Annotated in this window: 19 protein-coding genes; 6 read left to right on the top strand and 13 right to left on the bottom strand. The window is 71.4% G+C overall.

Annotated elements, in window-relative coordinates:
• Positions 1-72 precede the first annotated feature (72 nt).
• On the top strand, positions 73-813 hold the full coding sequence (locus ACQPXB_RS00420) for a FadR/GntR family transcriptional regulator (protein WP_432849072.1): 741 nt from the start codon (positions 73-75) through the stop codon (positions 811-813).
• A gap of 4 nt (positions 814-817) precedes the next feature.
• Here ACQPXB_RS00420 and ACQPXB_RS00415 read toward each other — a convergent pair whose 3' ends face one another.
• Positions 818-1,717, bottom strand: a complete 900-nt coding sequence (locus ACQPXB_RS00415) for a LysR family transcriptional regulator (protein ID WP_432849071.1) — start codon at positions 1,715-1,717, stop codon at positions 818-820.
• Between the two features lie 92 nt (positions 1,718-1,809).
• Between ACQPXB_RS00415 and ACQPXB_RS00410 the strand changes: the two genes are divergently transcribed.
• Entirely contained in the window at positions 1,810-2,907 is a 1,098-nt protein-coding gene (locus tag ACQPXB_RS00410; protein ID WP_432849070.1) for an alcohol dehydrogenase catalytic domain-containing protein, read from the top strand.
• A gap of 46 nt (positions 2,908-2,953) precedes the next feature.
• Positions 2,954-3,349, top strand: coding sequence for a hypothetical protein (locus tag ACQPXB_RS00405; RefSeq protein WP_432849069.1), 396 nt, complete (start codon positions 2,954-2,956; stop codon positions 3,347-3,349).
• A gap of 16 nt (positions 3,350-3,365) precedes the next feature.
• On the opposite strand, the gene ACQPXB_RS00400 is transcribed toward ACQPXB_RS00405, so the two are convergent.
• The 4 genes from ACQPXB_RS00400 to ACQPXB_RS00385 form a co-directional block, all read right to left on the bottom strand.
• Positions 3,366-3,962, bottom strand: coding sequence for a class F sortase (locus tag ACQPXB_RS00400; RefSeq protein WP_432849068.1), 597 nt, complete (start codon positions 3,960-3,962; stop codon positions 3,366-3,368).
• Positions 3,962-4,702 carry a hypothetical protein gene (locus ACQPXB_RS00395; RefSeq protein ID WP_366586032.1) on the bottom strand — a complete coding sequence of 247 codons (741 nt, stop codon included), beginning with the start codon at positions 4,700-4,702 and terminating at the stop codon, positions 3,962-3,964. The genes ACQPXB_RS00400 and ACQPXB_RS00395 overlap by 1 nt, the downstream gene beginning before the upstream one ends.
• A gap of 248 nt (positions 4,703-4,950) precedes the next feature.
• Positions 4,951-5,979, bottom strand: a complete 1,029-nt coding sequence (locus ACQPXB_RS00390; RefSeq protein ID WP_432849067.1) for a trans-sulfuration enzyme family protein — start codon at positions 5,977-5,979, stop codon at positions 4,951-4,953.
• Between the two features lie 187 nt (positions 5,980-6,166).
• A complete protein-coding gene (locus ACQPXB_RS00385; RefSeq protein ID WP_432849066.1) occupies positions 6,167-9,388 on the bottom strand; it encodes a penicillin acylase family protein in 3,222 nt (1,073 codons plus the stop codon).
• 149 nt (positions 9,389-9,537) lie between these two features.
• On the opposite strand from ACQPXB_RS00385, the gene ACQPXB_RS00380 reads away from it, so the two are divergent.
• The 3 genes from ACQPXB_RS00380 to ACQPXB_RS00370 all read left to right on the top strand — a co-directional run bounded on the left by ACQPXB_RS00380 (position 9,538) and on the right by ACQPXB_RS00370 (position 11,693).
• Positions 9,538-9,912, top strand: a complete 375-nt coding sequence (locus ACQPXB_RS00380; protein WP_364043517.1) for an FKBP-type peptidyl-prolyl cis-trans isomerase — start codon at positions 9,538-9,540, stop codon at positions 9,910-9,912.
• Positions 9,913-10,043: 131 nt separating this feature from the next.
• The gene (locus ACQPXB_RS00375) at positions 10,044-10,799 is read left to right on the top strand and encodes a S1 family peptidase (protein WP_386943788.1); all 756 of its coding nucleotides are present in this window, start codon (positions 10,044-10,046) and stop codon (positions 10,797-10,799) included.
• A gap of 147 nt (positions 10,800-10,946) precedes the next feature.
• A complete protein-coding gene (locus ACQPXB_RS00370; RefSeq protein WP_366586023.1) occupies positions 10,947-11,693 on the top strand; it encodes a S1 family peptidase in 747 nt (248 codons plus the stop codon).
• 166 nt (positions 11,694-11,859) lie between these two features.
• Here ACQPXB_RS00370 and ACQPXB_RS00365 read toward each other — a convergent pair whose 3' ends face one another.
• Genes ACQPXB_RS00365 through ACQPXB_RS00330 form a run of 8 tightly spaced genes read right to left on the bottom strand, consistent with a single transcriptional unit; the run spans position 11,860 to position 24,183 of the window.
• Positions 11,860-12,027, bottom strand: coding sequence for a hypothetical protein (locus ACQPXB_RS00365; protein WP_220245467.1), 168 nt, complete (start codon positions 12,025-12,027; stop codon positions 11,860-11,862).
• Positions 12,028-12,066: 39 nt separating this feature from the next.
• Entirely contained in the window at positions 12,067-12,870 is an 804-nt protein-coding gene (locus ACQPXB_RS00360) for a thiopeptide-type bacteriocin biosynthesis protein (protein ID WP_366586021.1), read from the bottom strand.
• A complete protein-coding gene (locus ACQPXB_RS00355; protein ID WP_432849065.1) occupies positions 12,863-15,100 on the bottom strand; it encodes a hypothetical protein in 2,238 nt (745 codons plus the stop codon). Before ACQPXB_RS00355 ends, ACQPXB_RS00360 begins: the two co-directional genes overlap by 8 nt.
• 4 nt (positions 15,101-15,104) lie before the next feature.
• Entirely contained in the window at positions 15,105-16,589 is a 1,485-nt protein-coding gene (locus tag ACQPXB_RS00350) for a SagB family peptide dehydrogenase (RefSeq protein WP_432849064.1), read from the bottom strand.
• A complete protein-coding gene (locus ACQPXB_RS00345; RefSeq protein ID WP_432849063.1) occupies positions 16,586-18,919 on the bottom strand; it encodes a TOMM precursor leader peptide-binding protein in 2,334 nt (777 codons plus the stop codon). Before ACQPXB_RS00345 ends, ACQPXB_RS00350 begins: the two co-directional genes overlap by 4 nt.
• A 10-nt stretch (positions 18,920-18,929) precedes the next feature.
• Positions 18,930-20,825 (bottom strand): ATP-binding cassette domain-containing protein, encoded by a 1,896-nt coding sequence (locus ACQPXB_RS00340; RefSeq protein WP_432849062.1) that lies wholly within the window; start codon positions 20,823-20,825, stop codon positions 18,930-18,932.
• Entirely contained in the window at positions 20,822-22,945 is a 2,124-nt protein-coding gene (locus tag ACQPXB_RS00335; protein WP_432849061.1) for an ATP-binding cassette domain-containing protein, read from the bottom strand. Before ACQPXB_RS00335 ends, ACQPXB_RS00340 begins: the two co-directional genes overlap by 4 nt.
• Positions 22,942-24,183 (bottom strand): cytochrome P450, encoded by a 1,242-nt coding sequence (locus tag ACQPXB_RS00330; protein WP_432849060.1) that lies wholly within the window; start codon positions 24,181-24,183, stop codon positions 22,942-22,944. The genes ACQPXB_RS00335 and ACQPXB_RS00330 overlap by 4 nt, the downstream gene beginning before the upstream one ends.
• Between the last annotated feature and the right edge of the window lie 56 nt (positions 24,184-24,239).

Below are 24,239 nucleotides of genomic sequence, written 5' to 3'. Positions count from 1 at the left end.
CGCTACACTGAGCAAGTACACTGGTCAGACCAGTAGCCTGAGGTTCGCACCGCACGACGCTGAGGTCAAGGGATGAAGTTCGAGCCGGTGGCCCCGGTCCGCGCGTACGAGCGGATCGTGGAGCAGATCGAGGAGGCCGTGGTCAGCGGCCGCCTCAAACCCGGCGAGCGCCTGCCCGGCGAACGCGAGCTCATGACCCAGTTCGGCGTCGGCCGCTCGACGGTGCGGGAAGCGTTGCGCGTGCTGCAGGCCGCCGAGCTGATCCGGTCGCGGCCCGGTGACCCGCGCGGGCCCGAGGTGCTGGCCGCGTCACCAGCGGCGTTGCACCGCTCGATGCACCGGCTCGCCCGCGCCGACCACGTGGGGCTGGCGGAGCTGCTGCAGTTCCGGATGGTGCTCGACGGTTCAGCCCACCTGCTGGCCGCACAGCTGCGCACCGACGACGATCTGTCCGCTTTGGACACCGCACTCGCGGCCATGCGCGCCGGCGCCGAGGAGGGCTTCGCGCAGTTCAGCCACGCCGACGTCGCGTTCCACGAGACGATCGCCCGCGCGTCGCGCAACCCGCTGCTGGTGGTGAGCGCCGAGGTCGTGCGCGGCGTGGTGCTGGAGCTGATCGAGGACAAGCTCTCGCACGCCCGCGACCGTTCGGCGTTGATGCAGTCGTGGCTGCGCCACCACGCCGAGGTGCTCGAAGCCGTGCGCGCGGCCGACGGCGAGCTGGCGGCGCGGCTGGCACGGAGAGCGTTGTACGACAACTACGCGGAGTACGTACCGGAAGGGCAGCGCGCGTTGCTCACGCCGTTGCTGTGAATCGTCACGGCCGGCCGGTGGCGGCGATCGCCTGGGTGACCGCGGTCATCGCCGACGTGGAAGGGCCGGGGAGCCGGGCCACGAAAACCCTGCGGATCTCGGCCGGCGCGCCCTCGACGCGCAGGGAAATCACCCCGGCCGGGGCAACCGGCGCCAAGCCTTCCGGAACGGTGGTGACGCCGAACCCTCCGGCGACCAGGTGCAGTTTCGTCAGCCAGTCCCGTGCACTGTGGACGATGCGTGCTCGCCCTGGCAGACCGGGCCAGACCCCGAGCAGCGGCTCCGCGCTCGACGAGGGGCTGGCGATCCACGGTACGTCGACCAGTTCGTCGACGTGCACGGACGTGCGGCCGGCGAACGGGCCGGTGGCCGAGGCCGCCACGAGGAGCTCGGTGTCCTGAACGGCCGTGAGGTGCAGGCGAGGTGACTCGCCGTCAGGTGGCCGGTGCGGTGGGCGCGAGGTGAGCACGGCGAGATCGATCGAACCGGTGCGCAACGCCCGGGCCAAGCCGGGCGTGGTGCCCTCGCGGGTGGAAACCCGGACGCCGGGCGCGGTCCTGGCGAGCCGGGCGAGCGCGGCGGGCAGGATCACCGGGCCTGCGCTGAAGACCGACCCGAGCCGCACCAGTTCCGTGCGAGGAGCCTCGTCGGTCAGGTCGCGCTCAGCCGCGTCGACCGACGCCAAGATCGTTCGCGCGTAGCGCAGCAACGTCAGTCCGCGCGGCGTGAGCCGCACCCCGTCGGTCCGCCGCTCGAACAAGGTGGCTCCGACGCTTCGTTCGAGGGCGATCGCCTGGCGCGAGACCGCGGACTGCGTGTAGCCCAGCTCCGCGGCGGCCGCGGTGAAGCTTCCCGACTCGGCGATCTGGCACAGCACGCGCAGCGTCGCGCTCGAAACGTCCATGCCGACTACGCATAGCACAGATACCGGATCATCGCTTCCGGCATGCGCCTGATGTACCTAGCGTGGCGAAGGACGAAACAGAAAGGCGTTCCATGCGTGCAGCGACACTCACCGCGTTCGGTTCCCCGCTCCAGGTGCACCACGTACCCGACCCGCGCACCGGCAACGGCGAGGTACTGGTCGAGGTCCTGGCGACCTGCGTGCCGCCGTATGCGGCCGAGGTGTTCAGCGGTGAACGGCGCTATCCGCTCGAACCACCGGTCGTGCCCGGTGTCGGCGGGATCGGCCGGGTGGTGAGTGTGGGACCGGACGCGACCAAGCTGAAGACGGGTGACCTGGTGTGGTGCGACTCGACGGTCCGCGCTCGCGACGACGCCCTGACCCCGGACATCACGCTGCAGGGCTGGAGCTCCCGCGGCGAGGGCGGCGCCAAGCTGGCCCGCTACCTTCACGACGGACCGTTCGCCGAGCTCATGCGGGTTCCGACCGAGAACGTGCACCCCCTGCCCGACTCGGCCGCAGCCGATCCCGCCCGCTGGTCCGCGCTGGGTGTGCACACCATTCCCTACGGCGGGCTGGTGGCCGGCCGGCTCGCGGCCGGTGAGACGGTGCTGGTCAGCGGCGCGACCGGCAATCTCGGCAGCAGCGCGGTCGCTGTCGCGCTCGCCATGGGTGCCGGGCACGTGGTGGCCCCGGGCCGCAACCGCGCCGTCCTCGACCTGCTCGCCGACCGGTTCGGCGCGCGGGTGAGCCCGGTCGAGCTCAGTGGAGACGAAGACACCGACCGCACGAGAATGGCCGCGGCCGGCCCGATCGACCTCGTGGTGGATCTACTGCCACCCCAGGCACCCAGCTCGGTGACCCGGGCGACGGTCATGACCGTGCGCGAGTACGGGCGGGTCGTGCTGATGGGTGGCGTCGGCATGCTCGGCGGTGCGGATCTCGCCCTGCCCTACCCGTGGATCATGCGCAACTCGGTGACCGTCCGAGGCCAGTGGATGTACCCGCGGACAGCGAACGTCGCCATGATCCGGCTCATCGCGACGGGGGCACTGGACCTCGCCCCCGAACGCGTCACCCGGTTCGACCTCGACCAGGTCAACGACGCTGTCGCCCACGCAGCCATGCACGGCGGGCCGTTCGACCGCACCGTCCTCACGCCGGGAGCGACGCAACTCGGCGACGGGTGAACCGCCGATGCCACCCCGCCCGTGTCAGGAGGTGAGGAGGTGGGTGATGGAACCCGCGAGTTTCCCGGTCGGCAACGCCACGATCATGTACTTCGGCGAGCACATCAGCGATAGGGCATGGCTGCTGAGCCGCGCGGTTGCGGCGGAGGCCGAGCGGACGGTGGTGCTGGACGTGCCACCGCGCCTGCCTGCGGACGTGTGGAACGAAGTCTTGAAGTACTTCCCACGCAAGCCGGTGCGAGTGGTCGCGGCGCACGTCGGGGCGGAGGAGGTGCAGCGGATGGGACGTTGGCTCGCCACGCGGCTCGGGTATGCCGTGCTGATTTCCACGGGGATGCCGGAGCTCTCCGGGCGCATCGGGTGGTTCCGGGTCGAGCCCGCGCCGGCCGAACCGGTCCGCAAACGACCGCAGCCCGGCCGCTGGTGGCGCCGGGCTGCGTGATCGTGCGGGGGAACGCTCAGGAGACGAGGTTCGCGTACACGATGATGTTGTCCTTGTAGCTGTGCTCGGCGTGGTCGAACACGCCACCGCACGTGATCAGGCGCAGTTGGGGCTTGTCGGTGTTGCCGAAGACCGCCTGCGTGGGGAAGGTGTCCTTGGGGACCTCGTCCTTGTGGTCCACCACGAACTTCAGCTTCTTGCCGTCGCTGCGCTCGATGTCGACCTCGTCGCCGGGGTTGACGTCCTTGAGCTTGTAGAAGATGCCCGGCTGGTGGTTGCCGTCGACGTGGCCCAGCACGATCGCCGGGCCGACCTCACCCGGCACGGGCGAGAGGCGGTACCACGCGGCCTGCATCGGCGTCTTCACCGACGGCACCGAGATCTGCCCGTCCTTGTTGGGCAGCACGGTGATCAGCGACGACTTCGCGCCGATCTTCGGGATCTCCACCGACGTCGGCCGCAGGCCGGTGAACGGCTTGGTCACCGGCACCGGCTTGCTCGCCGGGGCGGGCTTCGCGGCGGTCGCCGGGGCGTCCGAACCGCAGCCGCTCAGCGTCAGGGAAAGGAGCAGGGCGCCTGCGATCGCGACGCCCTGCCCGTACTTCTTCGCCATCAAGCGGCCATGCCGCCGAAGCCGGTCTCGACGCCACCCTTGGGCGCGTACTTGACCTGCGAGGTGCCGTCACCGTTGGTCGTGCCCGCGGAACCCGCGCCCGCGCCACCGGCCGGCGGCACCGGCTGGTCGCCGGTCTGGTCGCCACCGCAGGTCCAGGTCGCGGTCACGTTGCCGGCGTCGAAGGACACGCCGTCGTGGCGCTGCACGAGCCAGCCCCAGTAGCGGCCGTCGGTCTCGTCCTGGTGCGGACCTTCGAGCAGGTCGAAGTCGCTCGAGGACACGTTGGTCGGCTCGCCCGCGGCGCACGCGATCACGAACAGGCCCTGGCCACCGTCGAAGTCGATGCCGTAGGCGCTGTCGTCGACGTACGGCGGCTCCTCCGGGGTCGAGGTCTCTTCGGAGCCCGACGTGGTCGGGGTCGAGGAGTCGCTCGGCTCACCGGTGTTGCCCGGGTTGCCCGGGTCGCCCGGCTGGCTGGTTTCGGTCGGCTGACCGCTGGTCGCCGGCGGGTTGTCCGAAGAGGACGGTGCCTGCGAGGACGCCGGAGCGTCCGAAGACGGCGTGTCCGACGCGGGCGCGTCGGTGACCGGAGTGTCCGAAGTGGGCGGAGTGGCGACCTCGGACGTGGTCGGCGTGCCGCCGTTGTCCTCCTGCGCGAACGCGGAGGGCGTGACGGCAAGGCTGATCAGGGCGCCCGCGAGCACGGCGCCCGCGAGTCTGCCCAGGGTCTTCTTCACGTGTTGTTCTCCCCTGGAAGAAAGCGCGGTGGCCCCCACCGCGTTCGCTGATCCTGCCGGACCAAAGGGGTAAACACGAAACGATTTCGACGGTGATTAAAAGCACCGTAAATAGAGGTAACGAACCCGCGGGGCCCGGCGATGATCTGGCTCGACACCCGCGCCCACACACGAAAGCCGGCGGAACCGTGGCTTTACTGTAACAGTTTCCGGCCCACCGGCGAATCTCCGTGAATTGTTGACCGGATTCAGCCCAGCGCGGTGACGAGGTCGCGCCAGAGGTCTTCCGGATCCTCCAGTCCGACGCTGAACCGCAGCAACCCGGCGGGCACGCGCTCCTCCCCCGGCAGCCACGCACGCCGTTCCACCAGGCTTTCCACGCCGCCGAGGCTCGTCGCCGCGCGGATCAGCCGGACGGCGGAACACACCTTGTCGGCGGCTTCGGCCGTGGCCAGCTCGAACGACACCATCATCCCGAAACCGGGGTAACGCACCTTCGTGACGGCCGGGTGTTCCGCCAGGCGGGAAGCCAGCAGCGTCGCCGTTTTCGACTGCTCCGCAAGCCGCACCGGCATCGTGCGCAGGCCACGCAACGCGAGCCACGCTTCGAGCGCGCCGGGCGTCGAGCCGATCCGCGTACGCGCCCCGCGCAGCTCGGCCGCGACGGTCTCGTCGGCCGCGACGGTGATGCCCAGCAACAGGTCGCTGTGCCCGCCGATGAGCTTTGTCGCGCTGTGCACCACGATGTCCGCGCCCAGCTTCAGCGGCTGCTGGTGCAACGGCGTCGCGAAGGTGTTGTCCACGACCACCCGGCCGCGGGTGCCGCGCGCGATGGTCTCGATCTCCATCACTTCGAGCGTCGGGTTCGTCGGCGACTCGAGCCACAGCAGGTCGGCGTCGCAGTCGAGCCACGCCTGCGTGTCGGTGGGTTCGAGCTCGGTGACGGTGATGCGGCCCATCTTCTCGGCGTGGTGCATCGCGCCGCGCGTCACCGCGTAGCTGAACGTCGGGACCGCCACGGACGAGCCGACCGGCAGCGTGTCCAGCACGGCCGACAGGGTCGCGACGCCGGAGCCGAAGCTGGTGGCGTGGCCGCCTTCCAGGGCACCGACGGCTTCTTCGAGCGCGTGCCAGGTCTCCGTGCCGTCGGAGCGCGCGTAGACGGAATCACCGCCGGCTTCGAACGTGCTCGTGGCCACGATCGGGGTGTTCAGGGGCTCGCCGGGGCCGTGCGGCCGCCCGGCCGCGATCGCGATCGTGCGCGGTGTCCAATCCATACCGAACACCGTACTGCGCCTTTGTTGCCAATCCGGCCACAGCCACGGCGCTATGACCTGCGTCGCAGGCTTGCGGTTCGTGCCGGGGGTGCGCCTGCTTTTGGCCGGATCGGCAATGGCGCTATCGCGGCCGGGCAGCCGTGATGTGGCGGTCGGCTCACCCGCGCCGGCGAGCCGACCACGCCTTTCAGTGCGCGTACACCTCGAACTCGTACAGCGAGTAGCCGTAACCGGTCCCCCGCTGCACGCCCTGCATCCGGACGAACCGGGCGTCCGACGGCGTGAACGACACGTTGTCCGCGCCGCCGTTGCCGTCGGTCACCACGGCCGCGTCACGCCAGTTCTCGCCGTCCGCCGAGAGCTGCACCTTGTAGCCCTTCGCGTACGCGGCTTCCCACGAGAGCACCACCCGCGCGACCTGCTGCACCGAACCGAGGTCGACGGTGATCGACTGGTTGTCGCTCCAGTCGCTGGCCCACCGCGTCTTCGCGTTGGCGTCCACGGCGTTCGACGCGGGCGAGTTGTAGAAGCCCGTCTCGGCGCTCGTGGCGCTCACCGGTTTACCCGCCGCGAGGTTGCTGACGTTGTCGCCACGGTGGGCCGGGTACTCGACGACCTGCTGGAACGTCGGCCGGTTCTGCGTGCTGATCTTGTTGTGCGTGATGCCGCCGAGCGGCCGCTGGATCACGGTGTCGGCGCACCACTGGTCGCCGGCGGAGCAGTCGGCGTCACCCGGGTACACGGTGGTGGCGGGCTGCGCCGCGGCCGCCGTGAGCGAGTCGACCAGCGCGGTGCGGCAGGCGGTGAGGTCGCCGCCACCGCAGAACGTCGCGCCCAGCGGGCCGGCGACCGGCTGGCCCAGCACCGTGCGGATGTCCTTGCTGACGTAACCCCACCAGCCGTGCTGGTACGACGAACCCTGGTGCGGCTGGCCGACGTGCTTGCCCGGCAGCTCGTTCTGGAAGCCGGACGGGCTTTCGTTGATCTGCAGCACGTTCGTCATCGCGGTGAAGGCGTCGTCGCCCAGGGCCGGCTTGAACTCCGCGGTGACGAGCAGCGGCCACCACGCGTCCATGATCCGGATCGCGTCGGCGTCGTTGTACATCTTGCTGCCCGGAGAAGACTCCACGCGCTGGTGCCCGTGTTGCAGCCACGTCTTCAGTTTGGCCTCGGCGTCGGCCGCCGCGCCGGTGAGCGGCGTCTTGTCGAGCACCTGCAGCAGCAACGGCAAGACCTCCTCGGCCCGCAGGTCTGCGAGCGCCGCGTCTTCCATGGCCTGCGCGAGGTTCACGCGCGTCACCTTGGTGCCGCTGGTAATCAGTGCCTTCACACGCGTGTCGAGCAGGTCGGCGCGGTGCACGGCCGACTTGTCGGCGCCGCCCGAGGCGTAGCCTTTGGCCTGGGCGTTGTTCCAGCTGACGTAGTAGTCCTGGTTCACCGACTGCGGGTGCTGGGAGGCCGGGGTGTAGTTCGCCTTGTTGCCGTCCGGGTTCCAGCCTTGCCAGTCGTAACCCTCGTCGCCCCACACCGGCATCATCGGGTCCACAGTGGAATTGCGGACGGGGTTGGCGCCGGAGTTGAAGTAGGCGACGTCCTTGGAGTCGGCGTAGAACCAGTTGAAGGTGAAGTTCACGTCGCTCGCGGCCCGCTGGAAGTCGGCCGCGGAGTGGATGAAGTCGGGGTCGTTGAACTCCTGGAAGCCGATGAGCGAATCGACCTCGTGGAAGTACGACGACCGCAGCGACGCGTACGCCACGGGCTTGCCGCCGATCGTCGCGCGGCTGGTCACCGGGCCGTACTTCGTGCGGTAGCTGCGCAGCGTGTACGAACCGGCGGCGGTGCCGTCGGCCACCGTCGGCGACCAGGAGTCCTTGCGCTCCACGGTGTCCATCGGCAGGCATTGGCCCTGGTAGACGTAGTAGTTCGAGTCCTTCGTGGCCGGCTTGCCGCTCGGGTCGCACAGCGGCAGCGCGAACGTGTCGATGATGTCCTGCGCCGACGTCGTGGCGCTCCACGAGTAGTCCTGGCCGCGGCCGAGCAGCACGTACATCGAGATGCCGGCGAACGACGCGCCGCGCGCGCTGATGCCCGGGCCCTGAAGTTCCTGCAGCAGGAGCAGCTGCGGCGCGAAGTACCCGGTCTGCGGGCCGAACACGGCGACCGGGTGACCGCTGGCGGTCTTGCTGCCCGAGACCACGAGCGCGTTGGACATGCCGTGCTTGTCGCTCAGCATGTCGCCGGGCAGCACGCCGTTGTCGAACATGCCTTTCGCGGCCTGCTGGTCCGCCGGCGCCTTGACGTCGACCTTCGCCGGTGTGTTGGTCGCCGCCGACCCGGACTGGTCGTACACGAGCTGCTGCGGCGTGACGGAACCCTTGTCCGGCATGGCGAGGCCCTGCGGGTTGGCCGGGGTCATGCCGTAGTCGAAGGTCTGGCCGTCGTGGAGTGTCTTCACGGCTTCGGGGTCGTCGGCCGAACGCAGGCTCTGCCACACCTGCTCACCCTTCGCCACACCGTACTTCTCCTGCAACGCGAGCTTCGCGATCGCGTTCTGCACCTCACCGCCGCCACCGGCGCCGAACTGCGCGCCGACCACGGAGGCGAGCACCACGAGGTCGGTGAGCTTGAACGGTTCGATGGTCCCCGCGTTGGTGATCGCGTCGACGTGGCCGGTGAGCACGTACTCGCCCGGGAAGTAGCGGCCGTTGTGGGAGTCGGTGATGTAGGAGTTGATGCCGTCGAGGTACGACTGCGCGTCGGCGAGGCCCTGCTTGCCGCGCGGGCCGCTGGCGGCCGTCGCCTCGATCTGCTGCTGCAGCTCGTCCTCGGTGTAGGGCGCGGCGGCGAAGAACGACTGCTCCAGCTCGCGGTTGGCGGGCGCGCCACCGGCGTACGAGGTCAGCTGGCCGCGGCCGACGCGGCGCATGATGTCCATGAGCCACAAGCGGTCCTGCGCCGCCGCGTAGCCGGCGCCGAACTCCGTGCCGGAACGCGTGGTGCCCTGGATGTGCGGGACACCGGTGGCCTTGTCGCGCGTGATCGTGACATCGGAGCGGGGCTGCAGCGTGCTCGCGACCTGGTCGGCGGGGACACCGAAGGAGGAGTCGTTGAAGAACTTGCCGATGGTGTCCGTCGTCAGCGTCTTGTAGCCACCGGCGAGGTCGGCGTACTTGCCGAGCTGGTCGTCGGCGTGCGCGGGCTGCGTGCCGAACGCCTTGTTGCCGAGGATCTCCGCGAGCGTCGCGCTGCCGTTCTCCCCCGGCGGGAGGATGTCGTTGCACTGGCCGGCGCAATAGTCGTTGCCGGGCAAGGCCGCCGAGGCCGGTGGCGCGCCGCCGACCGCTGTCACGAGTCCCGCCGCGACAACGGCCAGGGCCGAAACAGCCAGGGTGCGGATGCGTCGTCGCATGCCGGAGCTCCCGTCCACGAGGTTCCCCCAGGGGTGACCCAGCGCACGCTACCGACGGGTAGATGAAGTGTGAAGACTATTCGCGTTTAACCCCTCTTTGGGCCTAGTCCGATCGGCGCAGCCTGCCGCCGCTAGGTACGGTGAGCGCCATGACCTTGGAAAAGCCCGAAATCGACCGCCCGGACGGACCCCCTCCCGCCGAACTGGAGATCACCGACCTCACCGTCGGTGACGGCGCGGAGGCCCAGCCGGGCAACGCAGTGACGGTCCACTACGTCGGCGTCTCGCACTCCACCGGAGCGCAGTTCGACGCGTCCTGGGATCGCGGCGAGCCCCTGCGCTTCGCGCTCGGCGCCGGCCAGGTCATCCCCGGCTGGGACCAGGGAGTGGCCGGCATGAAGATCGGTGGCCGTCGCCAGCTGGTGATCCCGCCGCACCTCGCGTACGGCGAGCGCGGCGCGGGCGGCGTGATCAAGCCCAACGAGACGCTGATCTTCGTCGTCGACCTCGTCGGCGTGAACTGATCGACGTCCGGGCAACCGGGTCGGCCCCGTGGCAGCCCGGTTGCCCGAACACTTTCGAGTGAACCCCGGTGCTGGCTAGGCTCTGGCCGATCACCGGTTCGACCGGTGCCATCTGACCAGGGGGAACTGACATGCGCGTTCGCGCGATCCTTTCCGCGGCTCTGCTCACGCTTTCAGCCGCGCTCGCCACCGCCGTACCCGCGTCGGCCGTCGCCAACGGATCCGACGTGCCGCAGGGCCGGTTCGAGTTCGCCGCGAAGCTCACGATGACGAACATCCCGCGGCCCGACGGCACGCACTACGACAGCGGCTGCTCCGGCGCCCTCGTCGCGCCGCAGTGGATCCTCACCGCCGGGCACTGCTTCCACGACGTGAACCGCAACCCGATCTCCGGCCCGGTGCCCTACCCGACTTCGGTGCTGCTCGGCACGACCGTGCAGCGCGGCAAGCTCGGCGTGACGCGCCAGGTCACCGACGTGGTCCAGGCCGACGCAGGCGACATCGCACTCGCCAAGCTCGACAAGCCGGTCCGCGGGATCACGCCGCTCAAGGTGAGCCGCTCCGAGCCGACGGTCGGGCAGAAGCTGACGCTCGCCGGCTGGGGCGCGCTGAGCTCGGTGGACGCGGCACCGTCGATGAAGCTGCAGCAGGGCACCGTGGCGGTCGGCGAGGTCGCGGCCACCACCCTCGGCGTGCACGGCGTCGCGCCGGCCGCGGACACCAGCGCCTGCCTCTACGACTCGGGTGCGCCGTACTTCGTGGCTTCCGGCCGCGGCGGCCGGATCGTGGCCGTCGAGTCGGAAGGCCCCGACTGCCCCCACGACCAGCTGGAGACGACCTCGCGCGTCGACGTCGTCGCCGACTGGGTGCTGGCGCAGACCCACTGACACCCGGATACCAGAAGACGGGCTCCGCGCACAGGCCGCGGGGCCCGTTTTCTTTCGCCCGACAAGGGAATTCCTGACCCGGAAGTAGCTGGATAGCGTTGAGGGTCGATCATCGGCGCCCTGCCGGTGGCCCGACGAAGGGAAAGAATGCGCGTCCGCGCCGCACTCACCGCAGCTGCCCTCCTGCCCCTCCTCACCGCCGGCCCGGCCCTGGCCGTCGCCGACGGGTCCGACGTGGCCCCGGGCCAGTACGGCTTCACGGCCAAGCTGACCATGGCGAGCATCCCGCGCCCGGACGGGAGCACGTACACGAGCTTCTGCTCGGGCTCCCTCGTCGCGCCCACGTGGATCATCACGACCGGCCACTGCTTCCACGACGCGCAGCGCAACCGCGTGTCCGGCCCGGTGCCGTACCCGACCACCGTCACGCTCGGCCTGGTGGACGAAGCGAAGGAAGCGGGCGTCACCCGCAAGGCGACGCAGGTGCTGCAGTCCGCGGAGAACGACGTCGCGCTCGTGCAACTCGACAGCGCGGTCCCGGACATCACGCCGCTGACCGTGAACCGCCTGATCCCGGCCGCCGGCCAGCGCCTCACCCTCGCGGGCTGGGGCAGCCACACGGCGAAGAACCCCGTGCCGTCCTCGAAGCTGCAGCAGGGCACCGTGCAGATCGCCTCCGTGGGCAGCACCACCGTCGGCGTCCGCGGTGTCGCGCCTTCCCCGACCACCAGCGCGTGCGTCTACGACTCGGGCGCGCCCTACTTCGTACCCTCCGGCAGCGGCGGCCAGCTCATCTCCGTGGAGACGACCGGTCCGGACTGCCCCCACGCGACCGTCGAAACGACGTCGCGGGTGGACGTGATCGCGGATTGGATCGCGGCCCGGACGAAATAGGGCGGACAAATAGGTTCGGCCCGAAACAACCGCCCGGCCGGCGCGGAGAGCGACAGTCAGGATCGCTCTCCGCGCCCCTGCCGGTGGCGGGTCAGTGCGTGACCGCATTGTTCACGCGTAATTTCCCTCGCGGCGCGCGGTCACGTTCGCCGGAATAATCGCGGCTTTACTTGTCCTTTTTCTTCGGCAGCTGGTCGGCGGCTTTCTTGCCCGCCGGGCCGAGTTTGTCGAGGACGGAGCGCACGCCGCTGACCACGGCGTCACCGACGGGGTTCGGGTGGTCGTCGTCCGGGTCGCCGATGCCGCCGGCAACGCCGCTGGAGCCTGAGTCCATGATATTTCTCCCCAACTGTTGTTTTATCGGATTACCCGATCAATTACCGATGCTACGCAATCGCTGCACCCACAACAACCGCGCGATTTGGGCCTCCTCTCCGGGAACTGCGCCGAGCCGGTTGTTCATGAGGTGAACGTGCTGGAACGCCGCCCGGTACGGCGAAACTCGCCGGGCCGATTCGCGGTACTCGGTCCAAAAGCGCTCGGCGTAGCGGCGCAGGGGTTTGCCGACGCGGTCGGTGGCCAGTTCGCGCGTCACGTTCTCGAACAGCCTGCCCGCTTGGCGCACGGCGGCCGGGTCGTCCGGGCGGGCGGTGGCGGCCGCGGGGCGCCAGGCGACGGTGCGGGCGCCGCGGCCCGACCAGTACCACGCGTACTGGTGCAGGAAGCTGATCTGCTGGTCGGCGGGCAGGCCCTCGACGATCGCGGCCGTGTGGGCCGCGGCCTGCGTGATGCGGTGGGCGGAAGCGCGGCCGGGCAGCAGTTCCAGCGCGGTGTCGCTGCCCAGGTGGGCCACGCGCTCGGCGAACTCCACGCCGTCGGGGCCGCGGAACTTCGCCAGCTCCGGCTCGTACCAGCGCTTCACGACTTCGGTGCCGCGTTCGGCGAAGCGGCGGTCCAGGTCGGCTTCGACCACGGCGGCCGAGCAAGGCTCAGGCTGAAGCCGAACGCGCAGCTGGAGGCCCGACATGTCCATGTACTGCAGGAAAAACCAGCGCCGCAACGAGTGTTCACCGACCACCGGCCGCACCACCTCGGTCAGCAGCCGCGTCACGGACGGCAAGTCCGGGACGTACACGCGCCAGTAACGCCAGTCGGGCCGCAGCAGGGTCTCAAGCATGGGTCACCACCGTCAGGAACTCGGTCACGCGCCGGGAGCCGGCGTCGGAAACAGCCGGCAGGGCCTCCGTGAGTTCGAGCTCCTCCGCGCCGGCCAGGCCTTTCAGCGCCGTCCACGCCGCGAGCGGGTGGGCGAAGCTGAGCCACTGCGGTTTGCCCTGCGGCACCCCGCCCGCACCGAGACCGCGGACGAACACCTGCTCGGGCAACCCGTGCTCGGCCAGGAACATCCGGCCGGCGCGGAGGAAGTCCACATCGGGTCCGCCGGCGACATCGGGCAGCGCCGACGCCGGCAGCGTCCAGCGGGCCCGGCGCAGCACCAGTCGTCCGTCCGTCACGCGCTCGCGAAACCCCGCTCCCGGCATCGGCGCCCACGGGCCCAGCGACAGCCACGGATCCGACAGCAGCTGCAGCACACGCGGCACCCCGCGCAGCAGGTGCGCGGGCACGGCGCCGAGGTAGCTCAACGCGGCGGCCCGCCCGGCGGGGTCGAGCACCTCCAACGTCCCCGTGGCCAGGTCGTGGCGCACGCGAAACCCGTCGATCGGCACGCCACCGGGCCCGGCCGAGGGCCGTTCGGCACCCCACGACAGCCACGGCGCCGAACGCACGGCCGGCCGCTGCGTGTCCGTCCAGTCGGCGTGCGCGGTCACCTGGTACACCGCGCAACCGGGGAAACGCTTCTCGTGCAACGAAGTCACGGCCGCCTCGACCCGCGCGGCCAGGCCCGGCACGCCGGCCCAGCGCGAGACGGCGCCGAGGTACCCCGGGTGCACCTGGTTGACCACCAGCTTTTCGCCCGCGACCTGCCAGAACACCGAGTGCGCCGGACGGCCGATGCTCGGCCCGGCGAGGTCGCGCACGTCGGGCTCGGGCACCGCGCAGCGGGAAAGCCACAGCATCGGGTCCAGGTCGCGCACCGCGCGGAACGCGAACTCGGCCAGGTCGGCGACGCCGCCGTTGCCGTAGTGGTGCAGGAAAAACCGGACCAGGTCGTAGTACCCGGCCCGCGGCCGCGCGGTCGCGCCCAGCAGGCCGTCGAGCCGGTCCAGCGCCCCCGCCACCCACGCGGGCGGCGCGGTCTCCGGTTCCGGGCCGTGCGCGACGGTTTCGTGCACCAGCCCGAGCCCGTCGAGCCAGCCGACGCGCGCCGGATCGCGTTCCGCCAGCACGGTTCGCAGCCGGCCGCGCAACGCGAGCACGGCGTCGGCCCGGCGCCGGCCGTCCGCGCTGCCGGCCACGACCTTCTCGGCTTCGGCCAGCGAAGGACGGCCCCACGCGGTGAAATGCCGCGGCTCGTCGAGGCGCCACGGCGGGCTCACCAGCAGCAACCCCTGGTCCACGAGCCGGCGCACGTCGTCGACGGCGCAACCCAGCTCCGCGGCCAGCTCACGCAGGCGCCGCGGCCGAGCGTCGAGGGGCACTGGCCCGGCCAGCGCAGTGACCTCGTCCTCGCGGAAGTACACGCCGTGGCGCATCAGGTGCACGGGCAGCGCGGCCAGCCACTCCGCGCCGACGAGGCGAGTGTCCACATTGGGCACCACCACCGGGTCGTCTTCCAGGGCCGCATACGCGAGCCGCGCCGCGACGCGCGAGGAGCTCACCAGCCGGCAGCCCGCGCCCGGGTCGACCGCGCCGCCGAAGTCTCCGACGCCGACGGTCGTCAACGCGCCGAACGGGCTCGGCTTCACCGTGGTCCGCACCAGGTACGACACGGCGCTGCGGCTGAGCCGGCCACCGGGTTTGCCCAGCTCGGCGCGGCCGGTCAACGCCGTGACGAACTCCGGGCTCGCCAGCGCCAGCCCGGCCAGTACGTGCGGGCTGCGCAGGGCCGAAGCCACGGCGTGCTGCGCCGAAGCCAGCTCCGCGCCGAGCGCCCGCGCCGCCTTTTCCAGCAGCTCACGCTCGCGCACCAGCAGCTGGTGCCACTCACCGAGCCGGTCCGCCTCCCCCGCGGCCAGCACTTCCCGCGCGAGCCTGACGCCGGCTTCGTCGGAGCGGTCGTTGAACACGCTCCGACGAAGCCGGATCAGCCCGCGCCGCTGCTCGCGCGACAGCTCGTCGCGGCCGATCACGGCGTGCAACGCATCGCAAACCGGTTCCGCCAACGCGGTTTTGCGCGCGGCGGCGGACTCGGCCTCCTCCAGCAGGGCGACGGTCTCCGGGGCACGCAGACCGTCGAGCACGCTGGCGGGCAGGCCGCAGATCCGGGAGACGAGCAGCTCGGACACGACCTCACCGCCTCCGCGCGGCGAGAGCTTCGGCCTGCCAGCCCGGGTCGAGCTCGCCCCGCCAGTCCTGCGCGCCGTCACCGCTCACCGCGGCGGGCAGCTCGGCCGGGGCACTGCCCAGGATGAACTCGCCGACCGACGACTCCTTCAGGTAGTCCAGCCCGAACGCACTCGCCGCCGCGTCGGCGTCACCGCTGCCCAGACCGCAGCCGGCCAGGCCCATCGCGGTCGCCACCAGGTACATCGTCTGGTACAGCGCGCCGGCGTGCTTGAGCGTCACCGCGTACGCGATCGACTGGTATTTCCACGACAGCCGCTGGAACCGCGAGGTCATGGTCACCAGCACGTCGGGCACGGCCTGGCCGCCGGTCGACAGCGTCGCCACGCGCAGCAGCTCGTCACGCGCTTGCGACTCGGTGTTGATCAGCCGCAGCACGTGCTCGCCGGCGTCGTAGTGGTAGATGCCTGGCTCGAGCCCCGTGCACCGGCGGACGGTGACGTACAGCTCCAGCTCGTACCCCGCACCACCGCAGGGGTACGGCCGGCTCGAACCTTCGTACGGCATCCGCGCCTCGGGCCGCGGGCCGTAGGTGCCGCGCACGCGCGCCGTGCGGTAGAGGAACTCGCCCAGCTGCTCGACGGTGATGGGATCTTCGCCGTACGTGCGGATCGACTGGCGCGCCTCGATCGTCTCCTGCAGCCCATGGTCAGCGGCGCGCACGGCGTCGAACGACGGGCGGAACAGCTCCGTGCGCGGTCCTTCCGGCGCGGGCGCCACCGCAGGCAGCGGCTCGATGTCGCCGACGTACGGGAAGCGGCCGCCGAACGCCTCGTCGGTGCGGCCGATCCGGCTGCGGCTGTGGAAGTACAGGTCGTGCACATCCCACTGGCGCAGCACGTCGTCGGAGTCGACGGGGAACTCACCGTCGGCGCCGACGTCGAGGAAGCCAGCGCCCGCCAGCGCGGCCAGCACCGGCCACCACTCGGTGTCCACTTCCGACGTCGGCCGTGCCACGGCGAGGGCGGCCACGGCGCCGGCCAGCGCCGCGTCGAGCAGCACCGCGCGGTACTTGCTCAGCGGCGACTCCACCACCAGCTCGCCGCCGCGACGGCGCAGCAGGCTGAACTTGCCCAGCCGCAGCCACGTGCCGGCCAGCTCCGGCAGCTCGGGCCGCAGCCCGGTCACGCCGGTGCGCTCCAGCACGGCCACGCGCTCGCCGCGAAGCCGAAAACCCGTGGCCAGGAACGGTTCCACCTTCGTCAGCACGGTCGCGACCGGCGACTGCGGGTGCTCGGCGGCGAGCTCTTCTTCGGTGTGCAGCCCGGCGCGGACCTGCTCCAGAGCCGCCAGCATCGGGGCGCCGACGCCGCGCAGGCGGTAACCCGCGCGATCGGCCAGGCCGAGCAGGACCTGGTCGTCCTTGGTCAGCACGGCGACGTCGCGGCGGAAGGTGACGGTGTACTCGGCGGTGCGTTCGAGCGTGGTCATAGGAACATCGCAATCGGGTTGAGGTCGGCTTCGGACGGCGTTTCATCGATCCAGCCCAGTTCGCGCGGCACGTCGAAGAGCCGGCCGGGCGCGAAGCGGGGCCAGAAGTGCCGCATCCCCGGCACCAGCACACGCACCACGGGCAGGCCGATGTCCACCCGCGTCTGGTCGAGCACCAGCATTTCCATCCCGCGCTCGGCGACGGCCCGCTCGGCGCGCAGCACGTCTTCGCGCACGTCGGTGCTTTGGTAGCGCTCGAAGTCGGCCCGGGTGCGCCGGGCGCCTTCGGCCGGGAGCACGTACGGCTGGTTCTCCACGGTCGCGTTGCGCCACCAGTGCAGCTGGTCGGGGTCGTTGTAGGCATAGGAACCAGAACCGTCGGCCTTCATCCCGATCACCGCCGGCAGGAACTGGTTCATCTCCGACAGCGCCCGCCCGATCGCCACCTCCACGTCGAAGTGCGCGCCGAGCGCGAAGAGGATGTCCTGCGCGGGCTTGTCGCGGCGCACGGAAACCGCGGCCACGGACGGAATGCCCAGGTCGTTGGTCAGGTCCAGCACCCAGGTGTCGCGCTCCAGCTCGTCGTAGCGCTGCTGCCACTGCGCGAAGTACGGCACGTCGAACGTCGACAGGTCGATCGCCGGCCGGCGCAGGCGGTGGTACCACCACATCGCCACGGTGTCGCGTTCCACCAGTTCCATGAAGCCCTGCAGGATCGCGTCCTCGAGGCTCGTGCCCGCCGCGCAGCCGTTGGAGTTCGCGCCGGCCTGGAACGGGGTTTTCGGGTTGTGGTAAGCGAAATACAGGCCTGAGGTGGGGAACAGCTTGGTGCGCTGCTCGGTCAGCGACCACACCGGCGACCACTCGATCTCGGCCTGCGGGTCGAGATCGTCGGCGACCCAGTGGAAGTGCGACGGGCGCGAGTTCCACTCCTTGCGGTCGCGGAACTGCGCGTCGCTGTAGAGGTGCAGCGCGTTGGGGTGGATCACCTCGGCCGGGTCCAGATCGGCCAGCCGAGCGGTGCGGCGAGCCTCGTCGCCGTGGAACAGCCCGGAGTAGCGCTCGATCGCCTCGCCGACCGCCGACGCCTTGGCCTGCGCGTCGCTCATCCCCTTGCCCGCGCTGCAGCTGCGCAGGCCGGCGCGCAGGTCGTTGGCGTTGGCCATGGGGATCGCGAAGTTCTGGCCCGCGGTGTAGGTGTGCAGGCCCTCGACCTCCAACGGCACCTTCACAAGGTTGCTGATCGGTCCCGTGACAGGGCTGATCAGGTGCTCGTAGCGCGCCACGAACTGCTCCGGCGGGCTCGACCGGTAACCACCGTCGCTGCTCGCCATGCGCGGGCGCGGCTCGAGCTGCACGGGCGCCGCCATGCGGTCGGCCTGCAGCTCGGGCTCACCGCACAGCGGGCACTGCGGCCGGCGCTGGAACGGGTGGTGCTCCTGCGTGAGGCTGACCGTGTCGAGCGTGATGACCTCCGACTGCCACGGCGTGCCGTACTGCGCGGCCACCCCGCCCGGCGGCTGCGGCATCGCGACCCGGCCCGCGGCGAACGCGCCGGTGAGCCACTTGCCGACGTGCAGCGCGGCGAGGCGGTGGGCCAGGTCCTGCGTGACGCCGGTGCCGGTCACGGAGTTGACCAGCGCCGGGCTGTCGAGCACTCCGCGCTGGCGCAGGTAGCTGGCCAGCACGTTCTTGTTGGACAGCCGCACCCGCAGGCACTCGTAGCAACCCGTCACGCCGGGTTCGAAGACCGGGCCGACCCAGATCATGCTGCCGACCGGCTTCACCGGCAGCCACGGCGTGCCCGCCGCGTGGAACTTCGTGCCCCACTCGGCGAGTTCGGGACGCAGGTAGTCGTCGGTGAGCACGACGGTGAAGCCGGCCGGCGCGTCGGGATCCGTGGTGACGCCGGTACCGAGCGCCGCCAGCGCCTCGGTGAACCCGGCCGCGTCGACGTCGCCGGCGGTGAGCACCCGCACGTCCGCACCGGCCAGGCGCCGCACGGCGTCGTCACCGTCCACACCGGACGCTTCCCAGTAGCCGCCGACGCGCGGGTCGACCTCGGGGTCCACCTCGACGACGTACCCGCTGCGGCGCAACCGGTCCAGCGCCACGTCGATGCGCGCCGGATCGGCCTCCGCCAGCGCCTGCTTGATGCTTTCGCGGCTGTGCTGCCCGTCGACCAGCAGCGGGGCCAGCTGCTCGACCAACGCACCGGCGAGGCGGGTCTGCGTGGTGCGCTCGCTCGTGAGGTACACCGCGTCGCCGGGCACGGTCAGCACCCGCAACGACCGGTTGAACCTCGTGATCCGATTGATGCTCTTCGTCATGGTTGTCCCCTCAGTCGAGCCGGCGGGCGTTGCCCACCAGCCGGGCGAAAGCCGTCGAATGGCCGGACAGCTCGGCGAACGTGCCGAGGTCGGCGATGCGTCCGTGCTCCAGCACGGCGATCCGGTCGGCCGAGCGGATGGTGGAGAGCCGGTGGGCCACCACCACCCGGGTCAGGCGGAGGTCGTCGACCGCGTGCCGTACCCGCTCCTGCGCGGCGGCGTCGAGTGCGCTCGTGGCCTCGTCGAGCAGCAGCACGGAAGGTCGTTTGGCCAGGGCGCGGGCCAGCAGCAGGCGTTGCACCTGGCCGCCGGACAAGCCGCTTTCCCCGTCGGTGACCTGCGTGTGCAGGCCCATCGGCAAGGCGTCGACGACGTCTCCGAGCTGCGCCTGCTCGGCCGCCCGCTGCGCGAGGTCGAGGTCCACCTCGTCCGCCGCGCCGCAGATGACCTCGGCCAGCGTGCCGCGCATGAGCGTCGCGTCCTGGGCGACGTACCCGATCCGCGTGCGCAGGTCGTCGACGTCGCAGGTGTTCACGTCCACGCCGTCGACCAGCACGACACCGCGCTCGGTCCGGTCGAGGCCCAGCATCAGGCGCAGCAACGTCGACTTGCCCGCGCCCGACGCACCGATCAGCGCCACGAACTCGCCCGGCTCGATGCGCAGGGAGACGTCCGTGAGCAGGTCACGGGTCTGGCCGGGGTAGCGGAAGCTCACGTCGCACAGCTCGACCGCACCGCGCGCGGCCGGCAGCGGGGTCGGGCGCGCCGGCGTCTCCGGCCGGGTCGTGAGCACCGGCGCGAGACGGGCGTGCACCGGGCCGATGGCGAACAGGCCGACGAGCGCGCTCTGCAGCCGGGTGGCGGTGAGGTTGAGCGTCATCGCGACCATCACCACCGTCCACTGCCCGGTGAACCCCAGGCCGGACGCCATGGGCAGCAGCACCGCGAGCAGCGCCGGGTAGCAGGCCACGGCCAGCGCACTCGCGATCTCCGCGTAGCGCAGGCCGGCGTCGTCGGACCGCTTCTGCGCGCGGAACGCCTTGCTCCAGCGACCGACCACATAGGACTGCGCGCCGAACGCCCGTACGTCGTCGATGCCGAGCATCGCGGGATACACGGCCGCCTGCACGTCGTCCACGGCGGACAGCACCTCGGTGTCGTGCCGCTGCTGGCGCACGGAAAGCCACAGCATCGCCCCGAGCACGAGCCCGAAGATCCCGACCGCCGCCACGGCCAGCCACGGATCCAGCAGCGCCAGCAACGCGATCGCGACCAGCGCGAACACCGCGTGCAACGCCGCCGTGAGGCCGCCGCTGCCGAGCAACCCGCGCAGCTGGCCGACCCCGCCGGAGAAGCCCATCAGGCGGCGCAGCGGGTAGTCGCGGAAGAACGTCGCGGGCAGGCTCAGCAGGCGCTGCCAGATCGCCGACTCGAGGCGGTCCTGCGCCCCGTCGGTCAGGGTCAGCAGCCCGCGCTCGACCACGGCGGTGGTCAGCAGCTGCAACGCGAGCAGCCCGACCAGCGCGCCGGCCAGGTACGGCAGGGCGTCGCGGTTGTCCGCGGCGATCGCGATCGCCAGCACCATCCCGGCCAGCGGCACGACGAACCCGAACACGGTCGCCAGCAACCCGACCACGGCACTCACCACGAGCCGGGCCCGCTGGCCGCGCACGGCGAAGGACAGCAGGTGCCGGCCGGTGCTGCCTTCGTGGGGCAGAACGGCTTTGCGCGGCTCCGGTACAGGCTTCTGGACAACGGTCGGCGCAAGACATGCGTCGTCGATCGGCTGCGGCTCAGCCGTTTCGGGCTTGGTCCGACCGGCGACGGCCTGCCGCAGCGACGCTGCCGTCGCACCCGTTTCCTCGAACCACGAGCGGGTTTTCTCCGTGGGCACCGTCGTGGTCATCCGGCCACCTCCGCGATGTCGCGGTAGCCGCGGGAGTGGGCCAGCAGGTCGTCGTGGGTGCCGTAGACGCGCACGGCGCCGTGGTCGAGCAACACGACCGTGTCGTCGCCGCGGACCTCGGAAAGCCGGTGGGCCACGACGACCGTGGTGGTGCCGCGGGTGCGCAGGGCGGCGTCGATGCGGGCGGCCAATGCGGTTTCGACCGCGCTGGTCGCCTCGTCGAGCACGAGGACACGCGGGTTGCGGGCGAGCGCGCGGGCCAGGGCCAGCCGCTGGCGTTCGCCGCCGGAGAAGTTGCGGGCCTGCTGGCTGACCTGCGCCGCGTCGATCCCGCCGCGCAGCTCGATCGTCTCGGTGAGCTGGGCGTCGTCGAGGGCGGCGGCGATGGCGCTGTCCGGCAGCGCGGTGCCGAGTTCCAAGTTCTCGCGCACGGTGCCCTCGAAGAACGCCGGCCGCTGCGGCACGTACCCGACCAGGAACGGCCGCACCGAAGGCGGCAGATCCGCGCTGCGCCGCCCGTCGACCAGCGCGACGCCCGACCACGGCCGCACGAGCCCGGCCAGCAGCTTCGCCAGCGTCGACTTGCCGCAGCCACTCGGGCCGACCAGCGTCATCCGGCCGCCGGGCGGCACGTCGAGGTCGAGCGAAACCAGCAGCGGCTCGGTGTTGGTGTCGTAGCCGTAACGCAGTCCGCGCACGGTGACGCGCCCCGGCCCGACGGCGACGGGTTCGTCCACATCGGACGGATCGGTCTCGGCGCCGGCCACGTCGTCGTACGCGGCGAAGCTGCTGCGCAGGCCGCCGATCCGGTGCAGCCCCGTGACGAGGCCGCCGGCGTGCAGCTGCCACACGCCGGCCAGCACGGCCACGGTGATCACCTCGCCGGGCGCGACCAGCGCGGTCAGCGCAAGGCAAGCGGCGTAGCCCAAGGCGTGCAACGCCGTGACGGCCAGGCCGATCCCGTGCTCACCCAGCGCCGCCCGCCGTTGCGCGGCCAGCACCTTGCGCTGCGCCGAAGACCAGCGCCCGAACGCCTGGCGTCCGCTGCCCTCCGCCTTCACCGTGTCGATGGCCGACAGCACGTTGAGCGAAAGTCCGTCGCGCGCCGACTGTTCGACCATCAACGCCGACTGCCGCTCGGTCCCGGACCGCCGCCCGAACCGCACGACCAACGCGGTCAGCAGCGTGCTCCCGGCCAGCAGCGCGGCGGCCGGCGGAGCGAGCACGACCAGCACCGTGAGCAGGCCGACGACGGCGGCCAGGCTCACCGCGACCGGCAGCACCACCGTGGTCAGCTGCTGCGCGATCGTGTCGGCGATCTGCACCCGCGCCGCGACGCCGCCGGTGAAGCGGCGGTGGAAGTAGCTGCCGGGCAACCGAAGCAGGTGCTCGACGAGTTCGGTGGAGCGCCGCAGCGAGGTGCGCAGCAAAGCGGCCGAAACCAGCCGCTGCTGCGCCCAGCCCGCGAGCGCGACACCCACGGCCACCGCGGCCAGCCACCACGTCGCCCCGGGCCCGGCGGTCGCCGTGACCAGCGAGCGGGCCAGCAGCGCGGCCACCACGGTCAGCCCGGCCGTGACCACGCCGGCCACCACCGCACCGAGCACCACCGGCAGCCCCGCACCCAGCCAGCGCAGCGCACGCGGCAGCACCCGCTGCGGCGCACCGCTCGGCTCGAAGCCGGCACCCGGCCGGAAACCCAGGTACAGCCCCGAAAACCGCTCGCGGAACTCGACGATCGACAGCGTGTGCCGCCCGGCCGCGGGATCGTGCAGCCGCACCTTGCCGCCGCGACCGACGCGTTCCAGCACCGCGAAGTGCCGGTTGTCCACGAAGACCACGCCGGGCGCGGCCAGCCCGCGCAGGGTGGCGACGTCGGCCTCGGCGCCGGACAGCCGGACGCGCTTGGCGCTCACCGTCAGGCCGAACTGCTGGCCGCGCCGGGCGAGTGTCGCGGCGCTGATGCCGTCGCGGCCGCCACCGCAGGCCTGCGAAAGGACCGGCCACGACAGGTACTTGCCGAACCCGGCGAGCAGGATGCCGAGGCAGGCCGCACCGCAGTCGGACTCCTCGACCTGGCGGAACTCGGCTCCGGCGCGAGACCGGTAGCGCGTGCTCACCGGGCACCGCTTTCCGCCGGCGCGGGCGCGAACGTCACCGGCAGCTCGCGCGGCGTCGGGAAAGCCAGCGACGCACGCCAGGGCAGCTCGGCCGGCGGACGGGTCGGGGTCGGCAGCCGGTCGTGCACCGCGGTCAGCAGCGACTGCGCGGTCATCGCGGCCAGCGCGCTGCCGAGGCAGTAGTAACTGCCGTGGCCGAACGCGACGTTGCCGGTCATCGGCCGGTCCCAGCGGAACTCGAGCGGCGCGTCGAACTTGCGCGGGTCGAGGTTGGCGGCGGCGAAGGCGAGGATAACGGTGTCGCCGGCCTTGAAGTCCAGCTTGCCGACGGACAGGTCGTGCGCGACCTGGCGCGATCCGAACGCGACCGGCGTGCGCAGGCGGATGGCCTCGGCGAACACGCGATCGCCGCACCGCGGATCGGCGGCCAGCGCCGCGGCGACGTCGGGCTGCTCGGACAGCACGACGAGCGTGTTGGCCAGCGCGGCCGTCACGGTGTCGAGGCCGGTCATGAACAGCAGCAGCACCATGTCCACGGCTTCGTCGGCGGTGAGCTTGCCCGCCTCCTGCGCCTGGGCGAGGTGCCCGATCAGGTCTTCGGCCGGCTCGGCGCGGCGCTTGGCCAGCAGGCCGGCGACATAGTCGCGCAGCTCGGCGAACTCGGCGGCGGTGATCGAAGTCCCCGCCTCGGGGTGCGACTCGGTGAGGAAACCGGCCGCGAGCTGGCTCATCATGCCGGTGGCCCGCGCGGTGACGAAGTCGCGGTCGGCGGGCGGCACGCCCAACAGCACGGCGGTGACGGCGGCCGGCAGCGGCGTCGCCAGCTCGGAGACGAACTCCGCCTCGCCGCGACGCAGCGGTTCGGCCAGCAGATCGGCCACCACGTCGTCGATGCGGTCGCGCAGGCCGGCCAGCCGACGGCCGGAAAACGCCCCGGTGAGCACACCGCGTAGCCGCGAGTGCTCCTCGGCGGCCCGCACCGACATGGTGCTGCCGAAGAAGCGAACAAACTGTGGGTTATCTCGGCGGACCACGTCGGTGAAGACGGGGGCCGCCATGGGGAAGCCGGGGTGGGTACACAGGCGGGTCACCAGCTCGTAGCCGGAAATGACCCACATTCCGTCGAAGCGCACCACCGGCGCCTGTTCCACCAGCTCCGCGAAGAAATCCGGAGCCTGCATTCCGAACGGCTCCAGGCGGGCGAAGTGCCGCCACAACCGCTGGACGATTTCCGACATCCCCCGGCCCTTTCAGAACGCGTGTTTTCCCGCACCGCGTGGTCGCCGCCATTCAT

This window comes from Amycolatopsis sp. CA-161197, assembly GCF_050942255.1.
GTDB lineage: Bacteria > Actinomycetota > Actinomycetes > Mycobacteriales > Pseudonocardiaceae > Amycolatopsis.
This window is presented reverse-complemented; position numbering and strand designations above follow the sequence as displayed.